Origin of the sequence: Filomicrobium insigne, assembly GCF_900104305.1 — a bacterium.
Classification (GTDB): domain Bacteria; phylum Pseudomonadota; class Alphaproteobacteria; order Rhizobiales; family Hyphomicrobiaceae; genus Filomicrobium; species Filomicrobium insigne.
Genome location: NZ_FNJC01000003.1, coordinates 49,183 through 71,974 on the forward strand (window position 1 = coordinate 49,183; position 22,792 = coordinate 71,974).

Consider the following 22,792-nt stretch of genomic DNA (forward strand, 5'->3'; position numbering starts at 1 on the left):
TTCGTTATTAATTAGCACAATTCACAGTGTACCGCTGGCAAAGCTATTTGACACGCGTTTGCGCAAACGGAGAACACCCTATTGGGTAGGGATGCCGAGATGATCGTGCAACTTGCGTAATAGGCTAAGGACGTCTTGGCCGGCATAAATAAAGGCATCGACCCCGGCGGCTTTGAGTGCAGCGGACTGTTCGCCCGGACGCCCCGCCATGTATACATGGCTGGCACCTTGCGCTTTCAACGCTTTTGCGACGGCTTCACCCATATCAGCGTATTTCGCATCGCTAGATGAAATGCAGGCCAAGCGAGCCCCACTTGCCGCAAATGCTTCCGCCGCTTCATTGGCATTGGCATATCCATCGGAGATCAATGCTTCGATGCCGCCCGAGCCCATCAGATTTCGGATCCAGGATGAGCGTGCCGTGTGTTCCGCTATCGCACCAAGAGCAGCTACGAAGATTTGTGGGCGCTGTCCCTTCTCCGAGAGATAACGATCGGAGGCATCGCGTAATGCCTCGAAAGGCTCGCTGAGCCGAACGCAGGGTAACGGGGTTGCTGTTGTTGCGCCGACTTCTGCTTGCACCACTTTGCTGCGCGTCGCGTGCTCCTTGAAGGTTGAGATGAGTTCCGCGAATGTCAGCTCGCTATCGCCTTCACGCAGAGCCGTTGGCGGTGTGGTTGCTCGAGGTTCGACATCGAGAAGTTTCACTGGAGCTTCGTTGAGCAAAGGAAACTCGCTCGTTCCCGTGACCGCGGCACGACGCGTCGCGATATCGCTTGCGCGCTTCTCGCGAACCTGAGCGATGCGATCGTGGATTTTGCCCGCAACGAGGCTCTCGACGATACCGCCTTCAGCTTCAATCTCCTGGAAGAGCGTCCATGCGGCCTGAGCCAACTCGTCCGTCAAACCTTCATAGGCTCCTGATCCGGCGGCGGGGTCGGCGACGCGCCAGATATTCGACTCTTCCTGCAAAATAAGATGAGTGTTGCGCGCGATGCGCCGTGCGAAGCCATCCGGCAATCCGAGAGCAGCCGTGTGGGGAAGCACGGTGATGGTGTCCGCGCCTGCAATGCCGGCCGTGAACGTAGCCATGGTTCCACGCAGCATATTCACCCAGGGATCGCGCTGGGTCAGCATGCGCCAAGCGCTTTCTGCGTGGATTTTAATCGGACGCGGAGTGAGGCCGGAAGCCTCCTCGACACGCGCCCAGAGACGTCGCAACGCTCTAAGTTTCGCAATTCCTAGGAACTGGTCGGCATCAACAGCGATCGTCCACGATAAGGCACGTGCCGCATCATCAATATCCAGGCCCGTATCGCTAAGCGCACGAAGATAGGCAACACCCGTAGCGAGCGCGATGGCCAACTCCTGGACTTCGGAGGCGCCGGCCTCATGGTACCCGCGTACGTCACATGTGAGGAATGGACCGGTGAAGCCCTGCGCTTTGAGTGCCACTACGGCATCGCCTAGACGCTTGGAAATGGCCGCCCAAGGCGCCGACATTACTCCCGTCGCGGTCATGGTGCCGATCGGATCTAGTCCGAAGTCGACCGCACATTCTGATGGCGTGTGTCCGCGCTGTGTAATCAAGGCCGCCAGCATTGCGGCATTCGCTCGGCCGCCATGCGCAGGTTCAAGCCGAACCGTGATCATGTCTAGCGCCACGCCGGCAAGAGCAGCATCAAGATCACTGACGGTTTGTGCTGTCAGCCCGAACCCGCGTGCCGCGCGGCTGCCGTGCGGCACGATAGCGATCGCGTCACTTCCACCCTGGAGGTCATCGAGGATCAGTTGCGAGGCCACGTGCGCATCAGGATGATCGACACGCTGGCAGATCCGCCATGGCCGTTCCGTCTCGGTTCGCGTGACCCGTGGCTTGTCACCGGCGCGCCCGTAAAGCGGCAAAATGCGGAGACCGTCGGCGGAATGCGATACCATACGCTTTTCGAAGTCGCCGCCCTTGAGCGCCTTTTCCACCAGCTTGACCCAGGCATCGTGTGTTCCCGGCTCGAAGTCGGCCGCGAGGGGGCGAGCTTCAGTTGTCATTGGGCGTGTCTCTCCATTCCAGTGATTTAGTGCAGATCTCAATTCGCACGAAAAAGCAGCGAAGCGGAATTGGGTGTTTGGTCGCTCCAACCACTTTTGTGCAGCACAGCATAGTCATTGTGGTGTCACACAAATAGATATCTTGCAAAGATGTTAGTCGGTCATGCAACTGGGTTTGCAAAGCGCGGATGTACGTGCATAGAGGTCAGATCTGTCCGTAAGCTGAGTCGCTTCGATACCGTCACTAATCCCGCGAGGTCATGAACAATGAGCCAATCGGTTCTCCAGGATGGCAAGATCTATCTCGGAACCAGCGTTAAGCCTGAGTATCTCGATCTCAAATTGGCGAACCGCCACGGCTTGATTACTGGAGCGACGGGTACCGGTAAAACGGTGACCTTGCAGGTGTTGGCCGAAGGCTTCTCCAAGAATGGTGTCCCTGTTTTCGCTGCCGATATCAAGGGCGACTTATCTGGCATAGCAAAAGCCGGTGAGCCGAAGGATTTCATTGTCAAACGCAATGAAAAGATCGGCCTGACGGAATACCAGAATCAAGCCTATCCCACCGTTTTTTGGGATGTCTTCGGCAAATCGGGTCATCCGATCCGCACGACCATCCTAGACATGGGGCCGCTGCTTCTCTCGCGCATGCTGGAACTCAATGAAGTCCAGGAAGGCGTCCTCAATGTCGCGTTCCGTGTCGCTGAAGAAGAGAAACTTCCTCTGCTCGATCTGAAAGATTTGCGCGCGCAGATACACAACATCGGCGAGCGCGGCAAAGAGCTCTCGATGAAGTACGGGAACGTTGCGACCGCATCGATCGGTGCGATCCAGAGGCGTCTGCTGGTTTTGGAGGAGCAAGGGGCCGACCAATTTTTCGGCGAACCGGCGCTCGATATAAACGACTTCATGCGCGTCAGCATGGATGGTCGCGGTATAGTGAATTTGCTGGCTGCAGATCAGCTCATGCAAAAGCCCCGGCTTTACGGCACGTTCCTGCTGTGGATGCTGACGAAACTCTGGCAGACGCTGCCGGAAGTTGGCGATCAGCCGAAGCCCAAGCTGGTTTTCTTTTTCGACGAAGCGCATCTGCTGTTTGATGAAGCTCCAAAACCCCTTCTCCAGCGCATTGAGCAAGTCGCGCGTCTCATTCGTTCGAAGGGCGTCGGCGTTTACTTCATTACGCAAAACCCGCTCGACGTCCCTGACAGCGTTTCTTCGCAGCTCGGCAACCGCATTCAGCATCAGTTGCGCGCGTTCACTCCTAAGGAACAGCGGGCAGTCAAGACAGCGGCAGAAACCTTCAGGCCAAACCCGGACATCGATACCGAGCGCACGATCCTTGATCTCGGCATCGGTGAAGCGCTCGTTTCGATGCTTGAAAATAAGGGCGAACCGTCAATGGTGCAGCGGACATTGATCCGTCCGCCGGAAGGTCAGATTGGCCCACTCACAGACGAGGAACGCGCAACGCTCATGAAGCGTAGTCCCGTCGACGGCAAATATGATGAGGCGGTTGATCGCGAAAGCGCCCATGAGATCTTGGCGAAGCGTGCTGAAGAGCTCGCGGCCAAGGAGGCTGAACTGCAAAAACAGGCGAACTCCGGAGGCACAGGCAGCTGGCTGGGGAACGTCATTTTCGGTCGCGGCCCACGCGGTGGTAAGTCGCTTGGTGAACAAGCCGTCAGCTATGCAAGCAAGTCGATCATGCGTCGGCTCGTAAATACGCTGGTGCGCTCGATCATGCGAGGGCGCTGACCCGATCGAGAATAAAGTTCTTAATTCTGCGCAATTGTATCCGGTGGCTGTTTAAGCCACCGGTTTCCGGCTTTGCCGACCTTGTAGCCTTCGTCAAATAATGCGCGCTGATAGACCGGGTCGAAGAACTGCTCGGACTGCACCTCGAACTCGCGGGGTACCGCAATGAAATTGAAATCGGCGCCAGCGTCCTTAGCCATGCGGTAGATGCGGTAGATCTCGCCTTGGCTTTGGCTCTTGATAAGAGTCGAGATTGCCCGAGAAGCAATCGGTATCGTTTGCGAGCGGATCACCTTCTGTTCGGGGTCGATTTTGGCATTGTTGACGATGTAGATGCGGCGCACGGGAGGCTTCTTGTAAAGTCTGTCAAAGGCTCGGAAAGGCACTTTAACCGGTGAGACGAAAATCTCCTGCGTCGTACCGCCATCAACATGCATCTCCGAATAGATTTTGCCGTCGACCTGCACTTTGATATCGACCGGCGGAAATGCCCCGGGAATGGCGGCTGAGGCGAGAATGACGTCTCTGAAAAGATGCAGGGCGTTTGGGTGCTTGCTGGCGGCAATTTCACCCATGTTCCAAACCACCGGGCGCTGGGCGTCGAGGTTCGTCGTGCCCACGAGCAGGATACGCCCCCTGCGCTGATATTCGTGCGCGATTTCTCGCATCATCCGATGGTCGACGTAGCGTGCAATGAGTGCCTTGAGCGGCGCGGTATCTGCAAGCGCCGGGCCGCCAAGAAGGCCTGGCAGAATCTGCGCGGTCGCGATCTGCGAGGTCTTGTAGCCGGTCCAGATCTCTTCGAGGTCTTTGTCGTATTGCGGGCCCAGAAAGGCGAACGGTGCAATGATCGCACCGGCGCTTATACCCGTGACGACTTCAAATTCCGGGCGATCCCCTCGCGCTGTCCAGCCGGCAAGCAGGCCAGCGCCGAATGCTCCGTCACCGCCACCACCCGACAATGCGAGGATATCGACGACAGGACGTTCCTTCAGCTTCGCTGATGCGAGCGAAAAACCGGGCATATTGGGCAGGCGCCGTTTGACTTCCGCACCGATATCCGCGGGAACTTCATCACCCCAGAAGCGGACGCCTGGCAGTCCGGCTACGACAGCTTGCCGGGCTAAGCGCGCATCATCGATGCCATCGCGCAAATCAAGCGTAGCGCAGCCGCCCGCGGCGGCCGCGATTGCCATCATCAGCAGCGCGACGCCGATAGCTCGCCAAAGCGGCACGACATACAATCGATCTGGCAAGAGCACGCCCCCAAGACATGCAATCCCCGTTACAAACTGAACTCGTTTCACAACCTCGTGCCGAGCGCAGCCAGCTTCCAAGCCCCTCAAGAACTCAACGCAGCCGTTTTGTTCTTTTTGCTTCGTAAGCCAATGATCTATGGCTTAAAGCCAAGCTTCCGTCGAGAGTTTGGCAGCATCATCTGTCAGAAATTCGATGCTAAAGATCTTTGGCGCTCAAATATTGGGCAGAACTTCGCAGCCTTCCTACAACTAAACGGTATATCCAACGCCTCTGCCGTGCCGAAACTGAAATGGCGTGGATCTCTCTCGAGAGAGAAAAACCCACGCCATCAAATGAGTGTCAGTCAGCCTTATCCAGGGCCGAAAAATCTATGCGTCACCCCATGAGGGATTCGACGTGCTCCCAATTGACGAGATTGTCGAAGAAAGCCTCAAGGTACTTCGGACGCGCGTTGCGATAGTCGATGTAGTAGCTGTGTTCCCAGACATCGCAGCCCAACAGGGGCTGGGCGCCATGCATCAGCGGGTTTTCGCCATTCGGCGTCTTGCTGACGATGAGCTTTCCGTCTTTTAGAGCCAACCAGCACCAGCCCGACCCAAATTGACCTTTACCGGCCTCAATGAACTCGTGACGTACCTTTTCAAGGCCGCCGAATTCGTCGACGAGGCTTTGCAGTTTGCCCGGCAATTTGCTGCCGCCGCCGTTGGGCTTCATCCATTGCCAGAAATGAATGTGATTATAGTGCTGGCCGATTTGGTTAACGACCGCTTGGTCGCCATCAGCGAAGGCTTTGCGGCAGATATCTTCGACGCTCATGCCGTCGTACTTTGAACCCTTGCCGGCGATCTCATTCCCCTTGTCGACGTAGGCTTGGTGGTGCTTGTCATGATGGAACTGAAGGGTTTCTGCCGACATGTATGGCTGAAGCGCATCGTACGCGTAAGGCAGAGCGGGCAAGGAAAACGACATTAGTAGGCCTCCGGGGCTTGGTCGGTCATTCCGATAGGTGATTTGCGCGCAGACCGTATATCTTTGGACGCGCGGGTGCAACGCGCCGTGCTGCGCCAAGTTCCGAGCTGCAGCAACCGCAAATTCTCGAAATACGTACAAATGAAAAAGCCGGAAGTCTGACTTTAGTCCTGTATGACGCACGTGTGCTTGTGCACCAGACAGCATCAGCAAGAGATTGTCGGCCGGGGAATCCGTTCAGCGAGATTTTGGCGTCGCTACAGCTGCCGGTCTGCAACGTGAAGTCATTATGAGATTTTAGGGTCTAGGATAGAAAGCGCCTATAACGCGAAGACTGACAAACGAGAAGTGCGGGATATTGCAGTTGGCCTTCGTAAATGCGGGCCAACAGTCGAGCTTAAAGTTTAGAATGATTGAAATTGACGACGTGACATGAGAGAGCAAAAGACCGCATATTCCGCGTCCGGTTGTCGCAATGCCTGTAATTGAGAAATTTAGGCGTTACGAATAGGCGCTTGAACTGAGCTGGAATTTTAAGATCAGAGAGAAGAAGAGGTGGGGATGCAGCGACCCTGAGCACTGCACCCCCTGATCACGCCGGGGAAGATGGGCTTCAGGGTTTGGCCAACATAGGTGTCGCTCTCTGAACGCTCCCTGTTTGACTTGTTCATCTACCATTCATCGACTGGTGTTCGCGCCTGATGGGGCGCCGTGATCTCCGCCCTCTGAAAACTCTTCGAACCCGGACTTGAGAACATAAAGAATATTGTTGGATTGAGATGAAGTAGCAAATAGCCAAACTCAAAAAATGAAATAAACAAGTTGCGAGTAGTGGTGAGCACTTATAGTTTCGAGTTGACGGCTGCTCTGGCATACGATAACTCGCTATTTGCCAGACCTTGATTGAAGAAATTCATTAAGAAGAGAATTTCTAATTCCAGGTGAGATCAAAAACACAATAGAATCTGCGCTATTGTTAATGGTTAATTCACGCAGCTGGCGCAAGACCTAGAATGGAAACTGGAACACAGATGTGGGTTTGATCGATATGGCGAGACAGCGCGCAGTGACCAAGAAGGGGAAAGCACCTAAGATGGCCAACGTCAATCTGGCTAAAATGTCTCTGAAGGAACTCATCGCGCTTCAGAGTGATGTGGAACAAGCGATTTTGGCCGCGCGTCAACGCGAGCGTCAGGAAATCCTAGCCAAGATGGAAGAGCTGGCACAAGACGCTGGTTTTTCTATCAACGAGCTCGTCGGTGGCAAAGGGCGTGGCAAAGGAAAAGCGTCGATCTCGGCAGCCAAATACGTCAATCCCGATAATCGTTCGGAAACTTGGACGGGGCGCGGCCGTAAGCCAAATTGGCTCGTCGCGAAGCTGAATAAGGGTTCAAAGCTCGAAGATTTCGCGCTTTGAGAGGAATGATGGGTTCTAAATGATGGGTTCTATTCGAATCTAATATGTTCATTTCAACAATGCCGGCCGCGACAAGCGGCCGGCATTGTTTTTTGACGTAACGACCTTTTGATAAATGCCGGCCTCCCGGTGCAGGTGCCCGCCAACGCTAAAACAGGCCGAGAGCCACGCCAACAGTGTGGCGTGAGCAGTGGTCGCCCCACAGGAAAAGTCAGTTTCAGAACGCGGCGGCTTCGGAACCGTAGGATCCCAGACGGCAGGCCTGAAGACGTTGTAGGCGGTTGAATTTGCCTTAGCACTCTCCCCTTGACAGTGCTAATCCAGCTCGCCATATCGCTGGCGCGGCGCGTGAGAACCTCAATTTCGTATTGCGTGGCATTGACGGTTCACGAAGCGTCGTGATCGAGCCTGATTTCAAAGGCCGCGATCAATACGCAAACATTGAACCGTACAATGAGGTTATCGCCATGAAGTTTCGTCCTCTTCATGATCGGGTCCTGGTTCGTCGAATTGACGAAGAAGCCAGAACCTCCGGCGGGATTATCATTCCCGACACAGCGAAAGAAAAACCACAGCACGGCGAGATTGTTGCTGTCGGCCCCGGATCGCGCGGTGACGACAACAAAGTAGTTTCGCTCGACGTCAAGGTCGGAGATCGCATTCTGTTCGGCAAATGGTCTGGCACTGAGGTCAAGATCGGAGGCGAGGAGCTTCTGATCATGAAAGAAAATGACATTCTTGGCGTGCTCGAGGGGCCGGCAGCGGCAAAGCAGGCCGCCTGATCGATCTCCAAGCATCCATCATTTTACACTCGCGACAATTTTAGGAGTGGTTCAAAATGGCAGCGAAAGACGTAAAGTTTTCGCAGGACGCGCGCGAAAAGATGCTCCGCGGCGTCGATATCCTGGCAAATGCGGTGAAGGTGACGCTCGGTCCGAAAGGACGGAACGTCGTAATGGAAAAGTCATTTGGTGCGCCGCGTATCAGTAAGGATGGCGTAACGGTCGCCAAAGAAATCGAACTTGAAGACAAGTTTGAGAACATGGGCGCGCAAATGTTGCGCGAAGTCGCTTCAAAGACGGCAGATCTCGCCGGTGATGGGACGACCACTGCGACCGTTCTGGCCCAGGCAATTGTCCGGGAGGGTGTAAAGTCGGTTACGGCCGGCGCAAATCCCATGGACATCAAGCGCGGCATTGATGCCGCGGTAGCAGCCGTTGTTGCGGAACTTGCGCAGAAGGCCAAGCAAGTCACGCTGAACGAAGAGATTGCCCAGGTCGGCACGATTTCGGCGAATGGCGATTCAGAAGTGGGCCGTATTATCGCCGAAGCAATGAAGAAAGTCGGCAATGAAGGCGTGATAACCGTCGAAGAGGCGAAAAGTCTCGAAACCGAGTTGGATATCGTCGAGGGGATGCAATTCGACCGCGGGTATCTCTCCCCCTATTTCATCACCAATGCGGAAAAGATGATCGTCGAGTTTGAGAATCCATTGATCCTCATCCACGAAGCAAAGCTCTCAGGTCTTCAGGCAATGCTGCCTGTCCTCGAAGCTGTTGCGCAATCCGCCAGGCCGCTTCTGATCATCGCTGAAGACGTTGAGGGCGAAGGCTTGGCGACACTGGTCGTCAACAAGCTACGCGGTGGCCTGAAGGTTGCCGCCGTCAAGGCTCCGGGCTTTGGCGACCGCCGCAAAGCGATGCTAGCCGATATCGCCGTTTTGACGGGTGGCACCGTCATCTCCGAGGATGTCGGCATCAAGCTCGAAAACGTGACGCTCGACATGTTGGGAACCGCCAAACGCGTCACGGTCGACAAGGACAGCACGACGATCGTGGACGGTGGTGGCAGCGCGGCCGACCTCGAAGCCCGGTGCCGTCAGATCAAAGCCCAGATCGAGGAAACGACGTCCGACTATGATCGCGAGAAACTGCAGGAGCGGTTAGCCAAGCTCTCGGGCGGTGTCGCGGTGATCAAGGTCGGTGGCGCTACCGAGATGGAAGTTAGAGAGCGCAAGGACCGCGTCGACGACGCATTACACGCCACACGTGCGGCCGTTGAGGAAGGTCTTGTCCCTGGCGGCGGCGTTGCACTCTTGCGCGCTGCTACCGTGCTTGACCGGTTGACGCCTGAAAACGAGGATCAAAAGACCGGTATGAATATCGTTCGCAAGGCTCTGCAGGCGCCCGCGCGACAGATCTTCACCAATGCCGGTGAAGATGGATCCGTTATCATCGGCAAGATCCTGGAAAACGACGCCTATAGTTTTGGCTATAACGCCCAACTGCATGGCTACGGAGACCTCATTCAGACGGGGGTCGTCGATCCGGCCAAGGTTGTCCGGTGCGCCCTGCAGGATGCAGCCTCCGTGGCAGGCCTCCTCGTCACCACCGAGGTGATGATCGCCGAACATCCGAAGGAGGAGCCCGCAGCAGGTCCAATGCCCGGCGGCATGGGCGGGATGGGCTTCTAACCCGTCTCCGTCATACTATTTGAGAAGGGCCGGCATTAAGCCGGCCCTTATGTTTTAAGTTTCTCAATCTGTTGACTCAGGCATTCGCAATGTAGGGCCTTGCGACTGTTGCGAGGTGATGATGAAGCTGCGCGTCATCATCCGGAAAATCGGCGGCGATCCACCAGTCCTGAAATTGCTGCAGGATGATACCGATGTTGGGTCCAGGGGGCACGCCGAGCGCGACAACGTCGGAACCTTTGAAAGGCACCTCCGGAACCTTCCACGTCGAGAGTTCATGGAAGCGTACGTGCCAAGCTTCATCGGCCGCACCGGCTGCGGATCGAGCCCATGTCATAATGTATGCTCGTTGGAATGCATCGAGCGAGAGCCGGAAGCGGCAGGCCTTCGCACGCGCAAGATTAGCTTCGGGCCCAAGGGCTGGATCTGTCAGCACAGCGGCTTCAAGTTGGCCGCGCTCTAAATTGGAGAGCCTTAGGCGGTCAGCCAAGGCATTGGCCTCGTCCAATGTGGAACAGGCGAGCGCCGCCAAACGCAGGATAGCATCGGGACTTCGCTCTAAGGCGCGTTCGATCTCGGCGACATGTGAGAGAGAAGCGACGTCGCCCTTTCGGCCGAAAACGATTTCGCCGATTCCCGAGCGAACAATGACATCGACAACGGGCAACACGCCAACAGCAACCAGCAAACGCAAAATCTCAGAGCGGACGCGTTCTCCCGATAAGCGCGTCAGCCCATCTCGCTCGGCGATACATGCTGCCAGCCCTTCGCCGTCGCAATCGCCGATGCCGTACGTCGCTTGAAAACGGAAGAATCGCAGAATGCGCAAATAATCTTCTCGGATGCGCGCGACGGGATCCCCAATGAAACGTACGCGCCGTGCGAGGAGGTCTGCGTAGCCGCCGACAGGATCATAAACTTGTCCCTTACGATCGCAGTAGAGCGCGTTGAGGGTGAAGTCGCGTCTACGGGCGTCTTCCTCCCATTCGGTTGTGAACGCGACGGTTGCGTGACGGCCGAATGTTTCCACATCACGCCGGAGCGTCGTGACTTCGAAGGGCACGTGGCTGGAGATAACTGTAATTGTTCCGTGTGCTGCACCCGTCGCGATGCCTTTGAGACCTGCAGCCTGGACCAGCCGCATCACGTGGTCGGGTTCGGCCGTCGTAGCAATATCGACGTCATGGATTGGTTCACCTAACAGGGCATTGCGCACAACGCCGCCAACGGCGCGCGCCGAATATCCCCCTCTCTCAAGGGCGTCGAACACTGCTTGAATTCCGGCCGAGTTCAACCAGTCAGCGCCAGCAAGGTTGGGCAGACCAGCTTCGGAGTTCGGCCGATCTCGATCACCCTGCATTTTTGCGCCTTCATCCACCTGAGGACTGTTCGTCTCGTTTGATATGGCCGGGAACGATTTTACCGCCTTCAAAAACGGGAGGTTGGTAGGCTTCGCCCGGACGTCCGCCGGAAGTGCTTCCGAATATTGCGAGAACGGCGATAGCCAGAACGACGCCAGCCACGAAGAGCCACATGAACGGCGCGTCATTGATCTTCTGCTTTGCACCCTTTGAGCCGACCGTTAGGAAGATATATGCCACGTAGAAGAGGGTCGGCAGCAAAAGCAGCAGAATATTCTCGATAACGACGCGGATCATGAGTCCGTGAGCCTCTCATGCAAGTTTTTGATAATGCCCGCGGTGGCGCCCCAGATATATCGCTCGCCGTAGGTCATCGCATAAAAATGCTTCTGCCGGCCGCGGGATATTCTCGAGTGGCGCTGGTGATTGGCAACATCCAGCAAAAAGGGCAGTGGAACTTCAAAAATGTCCGTCACCTCGCCGGGATCAGCTTTGAGCGTATAGCCGGGCTTGATCAGAGCGACGAGCGGACTGATAACGTATCCCGACCCCGTACGATACCAGTCTAGAAAGCCCACAGGCTCGATGAAGCGCGGATCGAGACCGATTTCTTCATCAGCCTCCCGCATGGCCGCCGCGGCCGGTCCGGCGTCACGTTCTTCGAGTTTGCCGCCTGGAAAAGAGATCTGTCCGGCGTGATTCGGCAGGTGGTCACTCCGTACGGTGAGCAACACACTCAGAGGCGTCGTGGCGAGAATAGGTATGAGAACAGCAGCAGGTTTGGGGGGAAGGATCTGCGCTGGGTCCGGCAAGATACCGGGATTGAGATCGTAATCGCCCAAGCTGGCAGGCTTCGCGGTCGAATCTTCATCGATTGACGGGGGATCGCGAAAAAGCACCCGCTCCGCGAGTTGGCGAAAATTGTCCGCAGCAGTGAATGAATCCGCCGTACTGGTGCTCATGCGTTCTCCGAGGATCGGCCCACTTTCGATGATGGTAGCCACCCTTTCTAAATTCCTCAGCAAGACCTTGGGAGTAGATATCGCTCCGTAGGCGACCAACTTACGTGCCGCCCCCCGAACAAGCAATGAAACTGGACCTTTGCAAGGACTTTGCCCCATTTTACGCACATGCAACAGGCAAAGCGGTGAGCGACGCTAACGAGCAAGCGGGCATCGTGTGGGAAAGTGGCTCGCCTACGGGTGGCGTGAAACTTAGTACTCTAAAAAAAGATATGGGATCCACGATGATAGTCAAAAAACGCTGCATGGCAGCCTCGATGCTGCTGGGCGCGCTGCTGTTGACCGGAAGCGTACAGGTTCCCGAGGCGCATGCGAGAGGGAGCGCCTCCGAATTTGCTACACAGTTATCAGCGGACGATCGCCGCCAATTTGAAGAGTACTACAAGGCGTGGACGTTTCATCAGGCGGAAAAAGATGCCTTTTGGGACCAGGTGGAATCTAAGCGCAGTGCGCGCCGAAAAAAGATTCGCCGGGGCGACCTCGTCAGGAAGTCGGATTACGTGACTGGTTATCCGCCTGAGTTCGAAGGACCCAACCTCAGCAAACGTTTGGCGGCCGCCTGGGCGAAATTCCTGGCGGGTGACGAAAAAAAGCCAGAGCGTCCGCGTGACGAATTGCCGGGTATCAATGACTACTTGGCCGCAGCAAAACGCCACTATGGATTTGTTCCCGAGCGCATTTCCGAACGCGAATTCAAACTACGCTACGCACGAGAAGCCCTGCGGTTAGGGCTTTCCAAGGATCAGGTCGTGCGTGTTTACGCGTTGGAGACCGGTGGCATCGGTACCGCCGACATGCAAGCTGGGATCCACCCTTTGAGAAAAACAGGCCGCCCCATTTCTTCGGCCCTCGGCTATGCCCAGCTACTCAGTGCGAATTCGGTAGACGAGCTTGTCAAGCATGGCGCTGACTTCGTCGCTCGTTTGGAACGGATGTCCCGCAGTCACGAGGTGAGTGCTGAACGAAGACAAAATCTTCAAAAGAAGGCCAGCATATTACGCAGGATGCTCAAAAAGGCGAAAAGCATCCCACATGTCTGGTCGAGACACCAAGCGTTCGCCAAAACGGGGCACGGAATGGGTATTCACCCCATCAATTTGGATGGGGACATTGGACCGTGGCTGCAGGTCATCAAACTCAAAGGTATCAAGGAATTTGCCGAACGAAAGAATCGCTACAATCTGGATCCGACGGAACTTGAGCTGATGAACTTGGCTGGTCCAGGCACTGGTGTTGAGATGATGACCTCTGTGGGGCTGCGTATGCCCACGGTCAATTTCTTTTCTCGCCGCGGTTATGAGCGCAATTCGATCGTGCGTGGGAGAACGTCGGCTGAGCTTTTGAAAGCCTTGGAAGATCGCATGAACCACAACGTCAAAAACTCGGGCGCTGTCGAGTTCGCTGAGGTTTTTGACATGCTGACTGCCGAGGCACGCCGCTAGAAGGTGCGGTACGGCGACAAGCTGGATCATCGCAGTTTAAGGGGATCGCGTTCTGGCGGTCCCCTTATTTTTGGGGGAAATAAGCGGCCGCAAAGCCAGACGGTAATGGGGTTCTATTGTGGCTTCGTCCAAATAGATTTGAGCGTAGAAATAAAAGGTCGTGAGCTAATAAACAAAGCGCGCCCCAACGGGAAAAGAGGCCGGCAATAAATTGTGCCAGCCTCAACGTCTCACGCGATGGCGTTATTTCTTGCCGCAGGTGGAAGCGCCAAACAACGCGAAGAATGGTGCACGGAGGCCGCAGTCATTGTCATTCAATGCAGCGTCTGCACGCGTGTCGGGGGATGTGCCGGTCTCAGCTGCTGAGGCAACCCGTGTCCTGACCACGACGATGTCGTCCGTTCCTCTTCCAAGCCCCATGGCTTGAGGTAACGGACGTGGTCGCTGTGCCAGCGTGGGTGCAGGTGCGACAATTGCGGGCTCGCTCATAGCAGCGACAACAAGTGGCTTGCGTTGAGGGGCTGGGGCGTCACGCGGCCCTGTCCAGACAGGTTCTTTCTTCGGGGCCACCTTCGGAGTTGCGCTCGCCGTGATGACTTCGGCTGCGGGCTTGTCGCAACGTTCGATATTATTTGGTGCGCGACGCCAAATCATCGTTTTGCTGAAGAACTTGCTACCGGAATAGCCGATAACCTTCATGGTAGAACGATTGACCGGCTCTAGCGCGACACTGTACTTCGTGCCGTCGTCGGGGCTGGCGATCCAGCCGTTGTCCCATCCGGAAGCAACCTCAACGACGTCGCCCATGAGCTGACGTCCGCAGCCGTGACGGTCCTTGCGATCGCGAACCCAGACGACATAGCCGCAAAGCCGCGCGCCGCACTCGCGTACTTCGACGGCACCGCGACCTTCTTCATCTACCCACACGCCGAGCGGTGCACCGGCGCTGTAAGCTGGAACTGAGGCTAGACCACCAGTTGCGGCACATAGTGTTACCAGTGCCAGTTTCTGCGCTGAAAACTTCACGAGTAGCCCCTTACTAGAACTTCAAACCTGGGGTTGTGAGCTTCGGCAGGGTCCCCCCGTGCCTGTTCTCAGAGAGAATTGAAAGAGCCTCGCGAAAAGCGTTTGCTTTCAATACATTCCCTCAAGCCATCTTTCATCATGACACGAGATTGTTAAGAACTTTATGTGGCGGCCGTAGGTCGAAGGCGGGAAAAATTGCGGCAAATGGTTCACATTCGCCGCTCTTCGTTAAGGCCATTTAACCATAGGCGGCATGGACGACAGGATCGACGGCACGTTGCCCCCGGTCTTCAGCCCGAACAGCGTGCCGCGGTCATAGAGCAAATTAAACTCTACGTAGCGTCCGCGGCGGATCAGTTGCTCATCCCGATGGGCCTCAGTCCAGTCCGTCGCAAAGTTGCGGCGCACCAATTCGGGATAGATATTGAGGAACGCACGACCGACACTCTGAGTGAAGGCGAAGGCGGCATCCCATCCCCCGTCCTCCTCAGACGGCGTCAGATAATCGTAAAAGATCCCGCCGATACCACGCATCTCCTGACGGTGAGGCAGGAAGAAGTACTCATCGCACCAGGATTTGAAGCGGTCGTAGTCGGCGACCTTGTGCCTCTCGCAAGCCGAGCGCATGGCTTCATGGAAAGCAACCGTGTCCGGATCTTCTTGCGTGCGGCGCGCCTCGAGCACCGGGGTAAGGTCAGCGCCGCCGCCGAACCACCATTTGCTCGTCGTCACCATGCGGGTGTTCATGTGAACCGCAGGCACATGTGGATTTTGCATGTGCGCAATAAGTGAGATGCCTGACGCCCAAAAACGCGGATCCTCCGCTGCGCCTGGAATCTGTTTGGCGAATTCTGGCGCGAAGCTGCCGTGGACGGTTGACGTGTGCACGCCCACCTTTTCGAACACGCGACCAGACATCATGCCCATAACGCCACCGCCGCCGGCTTCGCCAGTCGTTTGATCGGTGCGTGTCCAGGGTTCGAGCGAGAACTTACCGGCCGGTCTTAGCGACAGCGGCAGTCCTTTCGGCAGTTCCTCTTCAAGTTGCTCGAATGCCGCGCAGATATCGTCGCGTAGCTTCTCGAACCATTCCCTCGCCTTTTCCTGGCGTCCCGTAAGCTGCGTTGTCATCGATCGATCTGCACCATTCTCGCGTTATCCCTTTGGCTACTACTGTTTAATCCGCCATCATCTTGACTATGTGAGGCGATAGCTACTTTGACGCGGATCAAATCTCATAAGACGCGCCGACGGCTTCCGGCTGCGCCCTGCAATCCAACCGAGCTGACCCTTTCTGCGCGTGTTATATCGCGCTGGGCACTTCGCGTCGGCGTGCGGGGGCGTTTCTGCCGATCCGGCGCGAGGAGCCCTTGAAATGTTTACTCGCATCTTTGAATGGCTGGAGTCGAGCCGGGACCCGTTTCCTGGCGGGGCTGCTCAGATGCCACCCGACAAACTCGTGCCATTCATTATCCACTATACGCACCCGTTCTGGCCGCTCCTGCTCGCGTCCTCGATCCTCGGCGGTGCAATTGCTTTGATTGAGGTTTCGCTGTTTGCGGTCCTCGGTGGCCTCGTGAATTGGCTGTCCAGCTCGGATCCTCAGGCATTTTTTGCTGAGCACGGCTCGCGCCTTGTGATGCTTGGGGGCCTTGTCCTGATCGTTCTGCCGCTGCTCAAGTTCTTTTACGAAGCTTGTGTGCACCAGGGATTGATGGGCAACTTTGCAATGCGCACGCGTTGGCAAGCGCATCGCTATGTATTGCGCCAGTCGCTTGGGTTTTTCCAGGACGATTTCGCAGGCCGCGTCGCCACGAAAATCATGCAAACGTCGGTCTCTGTCCGCCAGGTCGTCATGATCATGGCAGAGGTTCTGGTTTATGTGTCGGTCTACTTCGTCGGTGCGGTCATCGCATTCGCCGCGACGGACCTGCGGCTGGCCGCACCTATGTTGCTCTGGCTGGTCGGCTATATCGCCGCCGTTCGCTACTTCATCCCGCGGTTGCGGGAAATTTCCGCGGAGCAGGCTGACGCACGCTCGGTGATGACGGGGCGCGTTGTCGACAGCTACACCAATATCCAAACCGTCAAGATGTTCGCCCATGCCGAGCGCGAGGACCACTATGCGCGTGACAGCATGGACACCTTCCTGAGCACGGTGCACCGTCAGATGCGCCTGGTCACGTTGCTCACGGTTGCCCTCAACCTGCTCAACGCATTCCTTTTGTTCTCTGTCGCTGCTTTGTCGATCTGGCTGTGGTCCATCTCGGCAGTGACGACCGGCGCAATTGCATTGACCGTCGGGCTCGTTCTGCGGCTTCAAGGCATGTCGCACTGGATCATGTGGGAGGTCGCAGGCCTGTTCGAGAATATCGGCGTGGTTCAGGATGGTATTTCCACCCTCTCACGCGAGCGAACCGTTGTCGACGAACCGGGGGCACGTCCCCTCCACGTCGATCACGGAGCCATCGAGTTCCAGAATGTCGGCTTCCACTATGGGAAGAAGGGCGGAGTCATTCAGGACCTCTCGCTCAAGATCCGGCCCGGAGAGAAGATCGGTATCGTCGGTCGCTCCGGTGCGGGCAAGTCGACACTCGTCAGTTTGTTGCTGCGCTTCTACGACCTGGAGAAAGGCAGCATTCTAATCGACGGTCAGGATATCGCGAAGGTCAGCCAGGAGAGTCTCCGATCCGCCATTGGAATGGTCACGCAGGACACCTCGTTGCTGCACCGTTCGGTGCATGACAACATTGTGTACGGCCGTCCCGAGGCCACGCGCGAAGATGCAATCGCGGCCGCCAAACAGGCTCACGCGCATGATTTCATCGTGGGCCTAGTCGATATGAAAGGGCGCAGGGGCTATGATGCCCACGTCGGCGAACGTGGCGTGAAGCTGTCAGGCGGCCAACGCCAGCGCATCGCCATCGCGCGCGTACTTTTGAAGAATGCTCCGGTCTTGATCCTCGACGAAGCGACCAGCGCACTCGATTCCGAGGTGGAAGCTGCAATTCAGGACAGCTTAGCGAGCCTGATGAGCGGAAAAACTGTGATCGCCATCGCTCACCGGCTATCGACGATTGCCGCGATGGACCGGCTTGTCGTGATGGACTCCGGTGCCATCGTCGAAGAAGGAACGCACGACGAGCTCATCAAAAGTGGTGGGCTTTATGCTGAACTTTGGGCCCGCCAGTCGGGCGGGTTCCTCGCCCGTGAAGCTGCGGAGTAAGTTGCGAGGTGGGGCCGGACTCAGTCAGTGGCCCCACTTCTGACAGCCTCGACCGGCAGTTGTCCGGTTTGACGTAGCGCTTCGCCGAGGACCATCGCCCCGGCGACGGCGACATTGAGAGATCGCATTCCCGGTTGCATCGGAATCCGCACTGATAGGTCGGCCTGAGCATGGACTTCGGGCGGAACTCCCACACTTTCCCGGCCTAAAAGTAAAATATCAGTGGGCGCAAAGGCAGCTTCAGCGTATCGCTGCGCCGCAGCAGTCGTGAGTAGAACAAGCCGGCACCCCTGTTGCTGCCTCCAGGTGTCGAAAGCCGCGAAGCTTTCGTGGCGATGCATGTCGAGATGCGTCAGATAGTCGAGGCCGGCGCGCTTTAAGGCTTTGTCGCTCAAGCTGAAACCGGCAGGTTCTATGATGTCGATAGGCACACCGAGGCATACCCCGAGGCGCAGGATGGTGCCGGTGTTCTGAGGAATATCCGGCTGATAAAGCGCAATGCGCATCGCACAATCCGTGTTGGTGCAATAGACGATAAACTGAAGGCGACGCCCCGTTACCGGTCGCATGCGCCAAATTGCCCTGTTAGCTCCGACTAGTGCAGCCTTGAGGCAACAACGAAAGGATGCCAAAAGGTCGCGTACATATTTGCGCCGTTCTGGCGCTGATCTGAATCCTGCGCAAACGGGGCGCCGGGCCAAGGGCGGAACACCTTCTCTCTGGCTCAATCGCTGGCGCCATTCTACTTCAGTACCGCGGACGCGACCCGCTCGCAGGGGTTCGATGACTATCTTTATGCGTTGCGCTTGATGCCGCAACGGTCCGAGCTCGAGGGAGGCATGTGTGGCAACTGATGTAGAAGATCCCCAACGTAGGGACTTTCTGATAATCGCGGGCAACGCTTTTGCGGCTGTCGGCGCCGCTTCCTTGATATGGCCGTTCGTCCAGCAGATGAACCCGGACGCAGGCGCAAAGGCTCTGGCTTCGATCGAGGTTGACCTTTCGCCGATCAAGGTCGGGCAGGCCATCACGGTTATGTGGCGCGGTAAGCCGGTCTTCATCCGTCACCGTACCCAGGAAGAGATCGACGCGGCGAAGAAGGTTCCGCTCACCGATCTTCCCGACGAAGCGGCACGCAACGACAACATTGCTGCCGATGCAGCGGCGACCGACGAAAATCGTACGCTGCCGGGCCACGAGAACTGGCTAGTAATGGTCGGTATCTGCACGCACCTTGGCTGCATTCCCAAGGGCCAGTCGCTTTCCGATACAAAGGGGGACTTCGGCGGTTGGTTCTGCCCCTGCCATGGTTCGCACTACGACACCGCTGGCCGCATCCGCAAAGGACCTGCGCCGCGCAACCTCGAAGTGCCGACGTACGACTTCGTCTCAGACACAAAAATCAAGATCGGGTAAGGGAGCCTATAGAGCGCCATGGCTCAACACGAATCGACCTACGTGCCCAAATCCGCAACTGCTCGCTGGTGGGATGAGCGGTTGCCACTGATGCGGCTCCTTCACGATTCCTTCGTGGATTATCCGACGCCGCGCAATCTCAATTATCTGTGGACCTTCGGCGGGATCCTATCGTTCTGCCTCGTGGCGCAGATCCTGACGGGCATTGTGCTTGCAATGCACTACCAGCCGAGCGCTGCGGAAGCTTTTAACTCGGTCGAGCACATCCGTCGGAACGTCAACTACGGCTGGATGATCCGCAACTTCCACGCGGTTGGTGCCTCGATGTTCTTCATCGCGGTTTATATCCATATCTTCCGCGGTCTCTACTACGGATCCTACAAGGCTCCGCGTGAGATCCTATGGATCCTCGGCGTTCTCATCTTCCTTGTGATGATGGCGACCGCATTCATGGGCTACGCGCTCCCCTGGGGTCAGATGAGCTTCTGGGGTGTGACGGTCATCACCAACCTGTTCTCGTCTCTGGATGGCATCTTCCCAGGGCTAGGCACGGCGATTGTGGAGTGGCTATGGGGCGGGTATGCCGTAACCGGCACGACGCTCAATCGCTTCTTCTCACTGCACTATCTTCTGCCGTTCGTAATCGCTGGCCTCGTCGTCTTGCACGTCTGGGCTCTGCACGTCGCAGGGCAGAACAATCCGACGGGCTTGGATATCAAGACCAAGTCGGATGCAGTGCCGATGCACCCTTATGCAACGTCCAAAGACCTGCTTTGGATGTTTATCTTCCTGATTATGTTCGCTTGGTTTGTGTTTTTCCTGCCTGACTACCTTGGGCACGCGGATAACTACATAGAGGCGAACCCGCTGGTGACGCCGCCGCACATCGTGCCGGAGTGGTACTTCCTGCCCTTCTACGCGATCCTTCGCGCCATTCCCGACAAGCTCGGCGGCGTAATCGCGATGTTCGCAGCGATCGCTATCCTGGTCTTCATCCCCTGGCTCGACACCTCGCGTGTCCGCTCGACGAAGTACCGGCCGATTTACAAGTGGTTCTTCTGGCTGTTCGCATTCTCTTGCCTCGCGTTGGGCTATCTGGGATCGAAGCCGGCGGAAGGCGTCTACGTCTTCTGGGCGCGGATCTTCACCTTCTACTACTTCGCGCACTTCCTGCTGGTAATGCCCATCGTCGGCATCCTCGAAACACCCAAGAAACTCCCGCGTTCGATCACTGACGCTGTGCTCGGCGGCAAAGGGGACGGTTCAGGTGGCGCAGCCAAGCCCAAGGGTGCTGCTGCTGCACCAGAAAGCCGATAGGACGGGGGACGAAGACAAGATGAAAACGCTAATGAGCAACACCCTTCGGGCCGCCGGAATGCTGGCCGCAGTGCTGGCGACATCCGCTGTCATGACCGGCCCGGGCAACGCTGCAGGTGGCGAACCGATCCACATCGAGCGTGAGGATTGGAGCTTCGGTGGCTTCTTTGGCCACTTCGATCGTCCCCAGTTGCGCCGCGGCTTCCAGGTCTACAAGGACGTCTGTGCTGCGTGCCATGGGCTCAGCCGCGTCTACTTCCGCAACCTTGCGGAGCCGGGTGGCCCCATGTTCGACGAAGCGTCCGTCCAGGCGCTGGCGAAGGACTGGCCGAACCAGATCACGGATGGCCCTAACGATGAGGGCAACATGTTCCAGCGTCCGGCAAAATTGTCGGATCCGATCCACGGCCCGTACAAGAACGAGCAGGAAGCGCGCTTCGTAAACAATGGTGCGTATCCGCCAGACCTCTCGAACATCATCAAAGCCCGTACCATCGAAAATCACGATGCGTGGTACGCACATGTGTTCAAGATGGGCCGCGATATCCTGACGGGGTATCAGGAAGCAGGCGCGGATTACGTCCATGCTCTGCTTGTGGGTTACACTGATCCGCCATCGGGGTTCGAGCTCAGCGAAGGCATGCACTACAACAAAGCCTTCCCTGGCCACCAGATCGCTATGAACCCGCCGATCCCACCAGAGGGTGCGGTAGAGTATCAGGAAAATGCTGGCGCTAAGTCTTCGCTTGAGCAGAACGCGCGGGATGTCACGGCGTTCTTGGCCTGGGCTTCCGACCCGTCGCTGGAATCGCGCAAGCGCATCGGCTGGCAGGTTATGCTCTACCTTTTGGTCACGACAGTCCTGCTCTATATCGCGAAGCACCGCATCTGGGCGCGCGTGAAGAAGCGCTAATGTGTTTCGTGTAACCCTGGCGCTGGAATGCGCCGGACGTCGATAAAATCAAGAAAAGGCCTCGCGTGCGGGGCCTTTTCTCGTTAAAGCCTTGCCCCGGCGTAGTTTGAGTGCTTCCGGAAAAGTGGGAACCGGTTTTCCTGCAAGAAGCACGACCAGACAAAGAGCGCATCGGTATCAGGAGGGATCTGAACAATGGTGCAAACGGTACTCGGCATTGTCGGCGGCAGTGGCCTCTACGACATCCCCGGCCTCGATAACGCCGAATGGCGTCACGTTGACAGTCCTTGGGGGCGCCCCTCCGATGACATTCTATTCGCTGAAATCGATGGATTGCCGATCCGGTTCCTCCCGAGACATGGCCGCGGCCACAAGGTTTCACCGTCTCACATTAACTATCGGGCGAATATCGATGCGCTTAAGCGCGCCGGTGTCACGGATCTTGTTTCCGTGTCGGCGTGCGGATCCTTGAAAGAGGAACTGCCTCCAGGACACTTCGTCATCGTCGATCAATTCATCGACCGGACGTTCGCGCGCGAAAAAAGCTTCTTCGGCGCAGGCTGTGTGGCGCACGTGTCCGTCGCCGAGCCGGTAAGCCCGCTCTTGGCCGATGCGATTGAAGCCGCCGCACGCGCCGAAGGCGTTCCCACAACACGCGGCGGAACCTATCTCGTGATGGAAGGCCCGCAGTTCTCGACCAAAGCGGAAAGCGAGCTGTATCGCTCCTGGGGCTGCAGCGTAATCGGTATGACCAACATGCCCGAAGCCAAGCTCGCGCGCGAAGCCGAGCTTTGTTACGCGACGCTTGCCATGGTGACCGACTACGACTGCTGGCATGACGAGCACGCGCACGTCGATGTCGCCTCGGTCATTGCTGTGATGAAGGACAATACGGCAAAGGCTCAGCGGCTTGTCCTGAATTTGGCGAAGTCGATGCCGAAGGAGCACCCCGCGTGCCCGATCGGTTCTGACAAGGCCTTGGACGTGGCGATCATCACGCCGCCGGAAGCGCGAGATCCCGCGCTGCTCGCCAAGCTGGAAGCAGTCGCCGGTCGCGTGTTTAAAGGATGACGATGGGGGCCGGTCAAAGCCGGCCCTTCATCCTTTCAGACGAAAGCATTTTCCTCGCCCCAGAATGCAAGGGGC

The 22,792-nt window shown here is 57.0% G+C and carries 19 protein-coding genes; 10 read left to right on the plus strand and 9 right to left on the minus strand.

Annotation, left to right across the window (positions count from 1 at the left end; genetic code table 11):
- Positions 1-78: 78 nt before the first annotated feature.
- On the minus strand, positions 79-2,046 hold the full coding sequence (locus BLS30_RS10365; RefSeq protein ID WP_090228659.1) for a methylmalonyl-CoA mutase family protein: 1,968 nt from the start codon (positions 2,044-2,046) through the stop codon (positions 79-81).
- A gap of 267 nt (positions 2,047-2,313) precedes the next feature.
- On the opposite strand from BLS30_RS10365, the gene BLS30_RS10370 reads away from it, so the two are divergent.
- Complete coding sequence (locus BLS30_RS10370; protein ID WP_046479253.1) at positions 2,314-3,804, plus strand: helicase HerA-like domain-containing protein; 1,491 nt, start codon at positions 2,314-2,316, stop codon at positions 3,802-3,804.
- A gap of 20 nt (positions 3,805-3,824) precedes the next feature.
- On the opposite strand, the gene BLS30_RS10375 is transcribed toward BLS30_RS10370, so the two are convergent.
- On the minus strand, positions 3,825-5,060 hold the full coding sequence (locus BLS30_RS10375; protein WP_244512414.1) for a patatin-like phospholipase family protein: 1,236 nt from the start codon (positions 5,058-5,060) through the stop codon (positions 3,825-3,827).
- Between the two features lie 379 nt (positions 5,061-5,439).
- Entirely contained in the window at positions 5,440-6,033 is a 594-nt protein-coding gene (locus BLS30_RS10380; protein ID WP_046479252.1) for a superoxide dismutase, read from the minus strand.
- A 1,033-nt stretch (positions 6,034-7,066) separates the two neighbouring features.
- Here BLS30_RS10380 and BLS30_RS10385 point away from each other — a divergent pair.
- The 3 genes from BLS30_RS10385 to groL all read left to right on the plus strand — a co-directional run bounded on the left by BLS30_RS10385 (position 7,067) and on the right by groL (position 9,923).
- Positions 7,067-7,450: an H-NS histone family protein gene (locus tag BLS30_RS10385; RefSeq protein ID WP_244464948.1), complete on the plus strand. Its 384-nt coding sequence runs from the start codon at positions 7,067-7,069 to the stop codon at positions 7,448-7,450.
- 467 nt (positions 7,451-7,917) lie between these two features.
- A complete protein-coding gene (locus BLS30_RS10390) occupies positions 7,918-8,232 on the plus strand; it encodes a co-chaperone GroES (protein ID WP_046480694.1) in 315 nt (104 codons plus the stop codon).
- A gap of 56 nt (positions 8,233-8,288) precedes the next feature.
- Positions 8,289-9,923 (plus strand): chaperonin GroEL, encoded by a 1,635-nt coding sequence (gene groL / locus BLS30_RS10395; protein ID WP_046479251.1) that lies wholly within the window; start codon positions 8,289-8,291, stop codon positions 9,921-9,923.
- A gap of 76 nt (positions 9,924-9,999) precedes the next feature.
- Here the strand turns inward: groL and BLS30_RS10400 are convergent, their stop codons facing one another.
- The 3 genes from BLS30_RS10400 to BLS30_RS10410 are packed head-to-tail and all read right to left on the minus strand — an operon-like array spanning position 10,000 to position 12,246.
- Complete coding sequence (locus BLS30_RS10400) at positions 10,000-11,283, minus strand: CCA tRNA nucleotidyltransferase (RefSeq protein ID WP_090229368.1); 1,284 nt, start codon at positions 11,281-11,283, stop codon at positions 10,000-10,002.
- A 10-nt stretch (positions 11,284-11,293) separates the two neighbouring features.
- The gene (locus BLS30_RS10405; RefSeq protein ID WP_046479250.1) at positions 11,294-11,581 is read right to left on the minus strand and encodes a DUF6111 family protein; all 288 of its coding nucleotides are present in this window, start codon (positions 11,579-11,581) and stop codon (positions 11,294-11,296) included.
- Positions 11,578-12,246: a CoA pyrophosphatase gene (locus tag BLS30_RS10410; RefSeq protein ID WP_090229371.1), complete on the minus strand. Its 669-nt coding sequence runs from the start codon at positions 12,244-12,246 to the stop codon at positions 11,578-11,580. Before BLS30_RS10410 ends, BLS30_RS10405 begins: the two co-directional genes overlap by 4 nt.
- Positions 12,247-12,371: 125 nt before the next feature.
- On the opposite strand from BLS30_RS10410, the gene BLS30_RS10415 reads away from it, so the two are divergent.
- On the plus strand, positions 12,372-13,748 hold the full coding sequence (locus BLS30_RS10415; RefSeq protein WP_090228662.1) for a hypothetical protein: 1,377 nt from the start codon (positions 12,372-12,374) through the stop codon (positions 13,746-13,748).
- 243 nt (positions 13,749-13,991) lie between these two features.
- Here the strand turns inward: BLS30_RS10415 and BLS30_RS10420 are convergent, their stop codons facing one another.
- Entirely contained in the window at positions 13,992-14,774 is a 783-nt protein-coding gene (locus BLS30_RS10420; RefSeq protein WP_090228664.1) for a DUF2147 domain-containing protein, read from the minus strand.
- A 228-nt stretch (positions 14,775-15,002) separates the two neighbouring features.
- The gene (gene hemF / locus BLS30_RS10425; protein WP_090228667.1) at positions 15,003-15,905 is read right to left on the minus strand and encodes an oxygen-dependent coproporphyrinogen oxidase; all 903 of its coding nucleotides are present in this window, start codon (positions 15,903-15,905) and stop codon (positions 15,003-15,005) included.
- A 244-nt stretch (positions 15,906-16,149) separates the two neighbouring features.
- Between hemF and BLS30_RS10430 the strand changes: the two genes are divergently transcribed.
- A complete protein-coding gene (locus BLS30_RS10430; protein ID WP_090228669.1) occupies positions 16,150-18,000 on the plus strand; it encodes an ABC transporter ATP-binding protein in 1,851 nt (616 codons plus the stop codon).
- A gap of 20 nt (positions 18,001-18,020) precedes the next feature.
- On the opposite strand, the gene BLS30_RS10435 is transcribed toward BLS30_RS10430, so the two are convergent.
- Entirely contained in the window at positions 18,021-18,506 is a 486-nt protein-coding gene (locus BLS30_RS10435) for a tRNA (cytidine(34)-2'-O)-methyltransferase (RefSeq protein WP_090229373.1), read from the minus strand.
- 337 nt (positions 18,507-18,843) lie between these two features.
- On the opposite strand from BLS30_RS10435, the gene petA reads away from it, so the two are divergent.
- From petA to BLS30_RS10455, 4 genes are all read left to right on the plus strand, one after another.
- On the plus strand, positions 18,844-19,416 hold the full coding sequence (gene petA, locus BLS30_RS10440) for a ubiquinol-cytochrome c reductase iron-sulfur subunit (protein ID WP_090228672.1): 573 nt from the start codon (positions 18,844-18,846) through the stop codon (positions 19,414-19,416).
- Between the two features lie 18 nt (positions 19,417-19,434).
- On the plus strand, positions 19,435-20,733 hold the full coding sequence (locus BLS30_RS10445) for a cytochrome b (protein ID WP_090228676.1): 1,299 nt from the start codon (positions 19,435-19,437) through the stop codon (positions 20,731-20,733).
- Between the two features lie 31 nt (positions 20,734-20,764).
- Entirely contained in the window at positions 20,765-21,646 is an 882-nt protein-coding gene (locus BLS30_RS10450) for a cytochrome c1 (RefSeq protein ID WP_046479246.1), read from the plus strand.
- Positions 21,647-21,841: 195 nt separating this feature from the next.
- Complete coding sequence (locus tag BLS30_RS10455; protein ID WP_170832452.1) at positions 21,842-22,717, plus strand: S-methyl-5'-thioadenosine phosphorylase; 876 nt, start codon at positions 21,842-21,844, stop codon at positions 22,715-22,717.
- Positions 22,718-22,792: the final 75 nt, after the last annotated feature.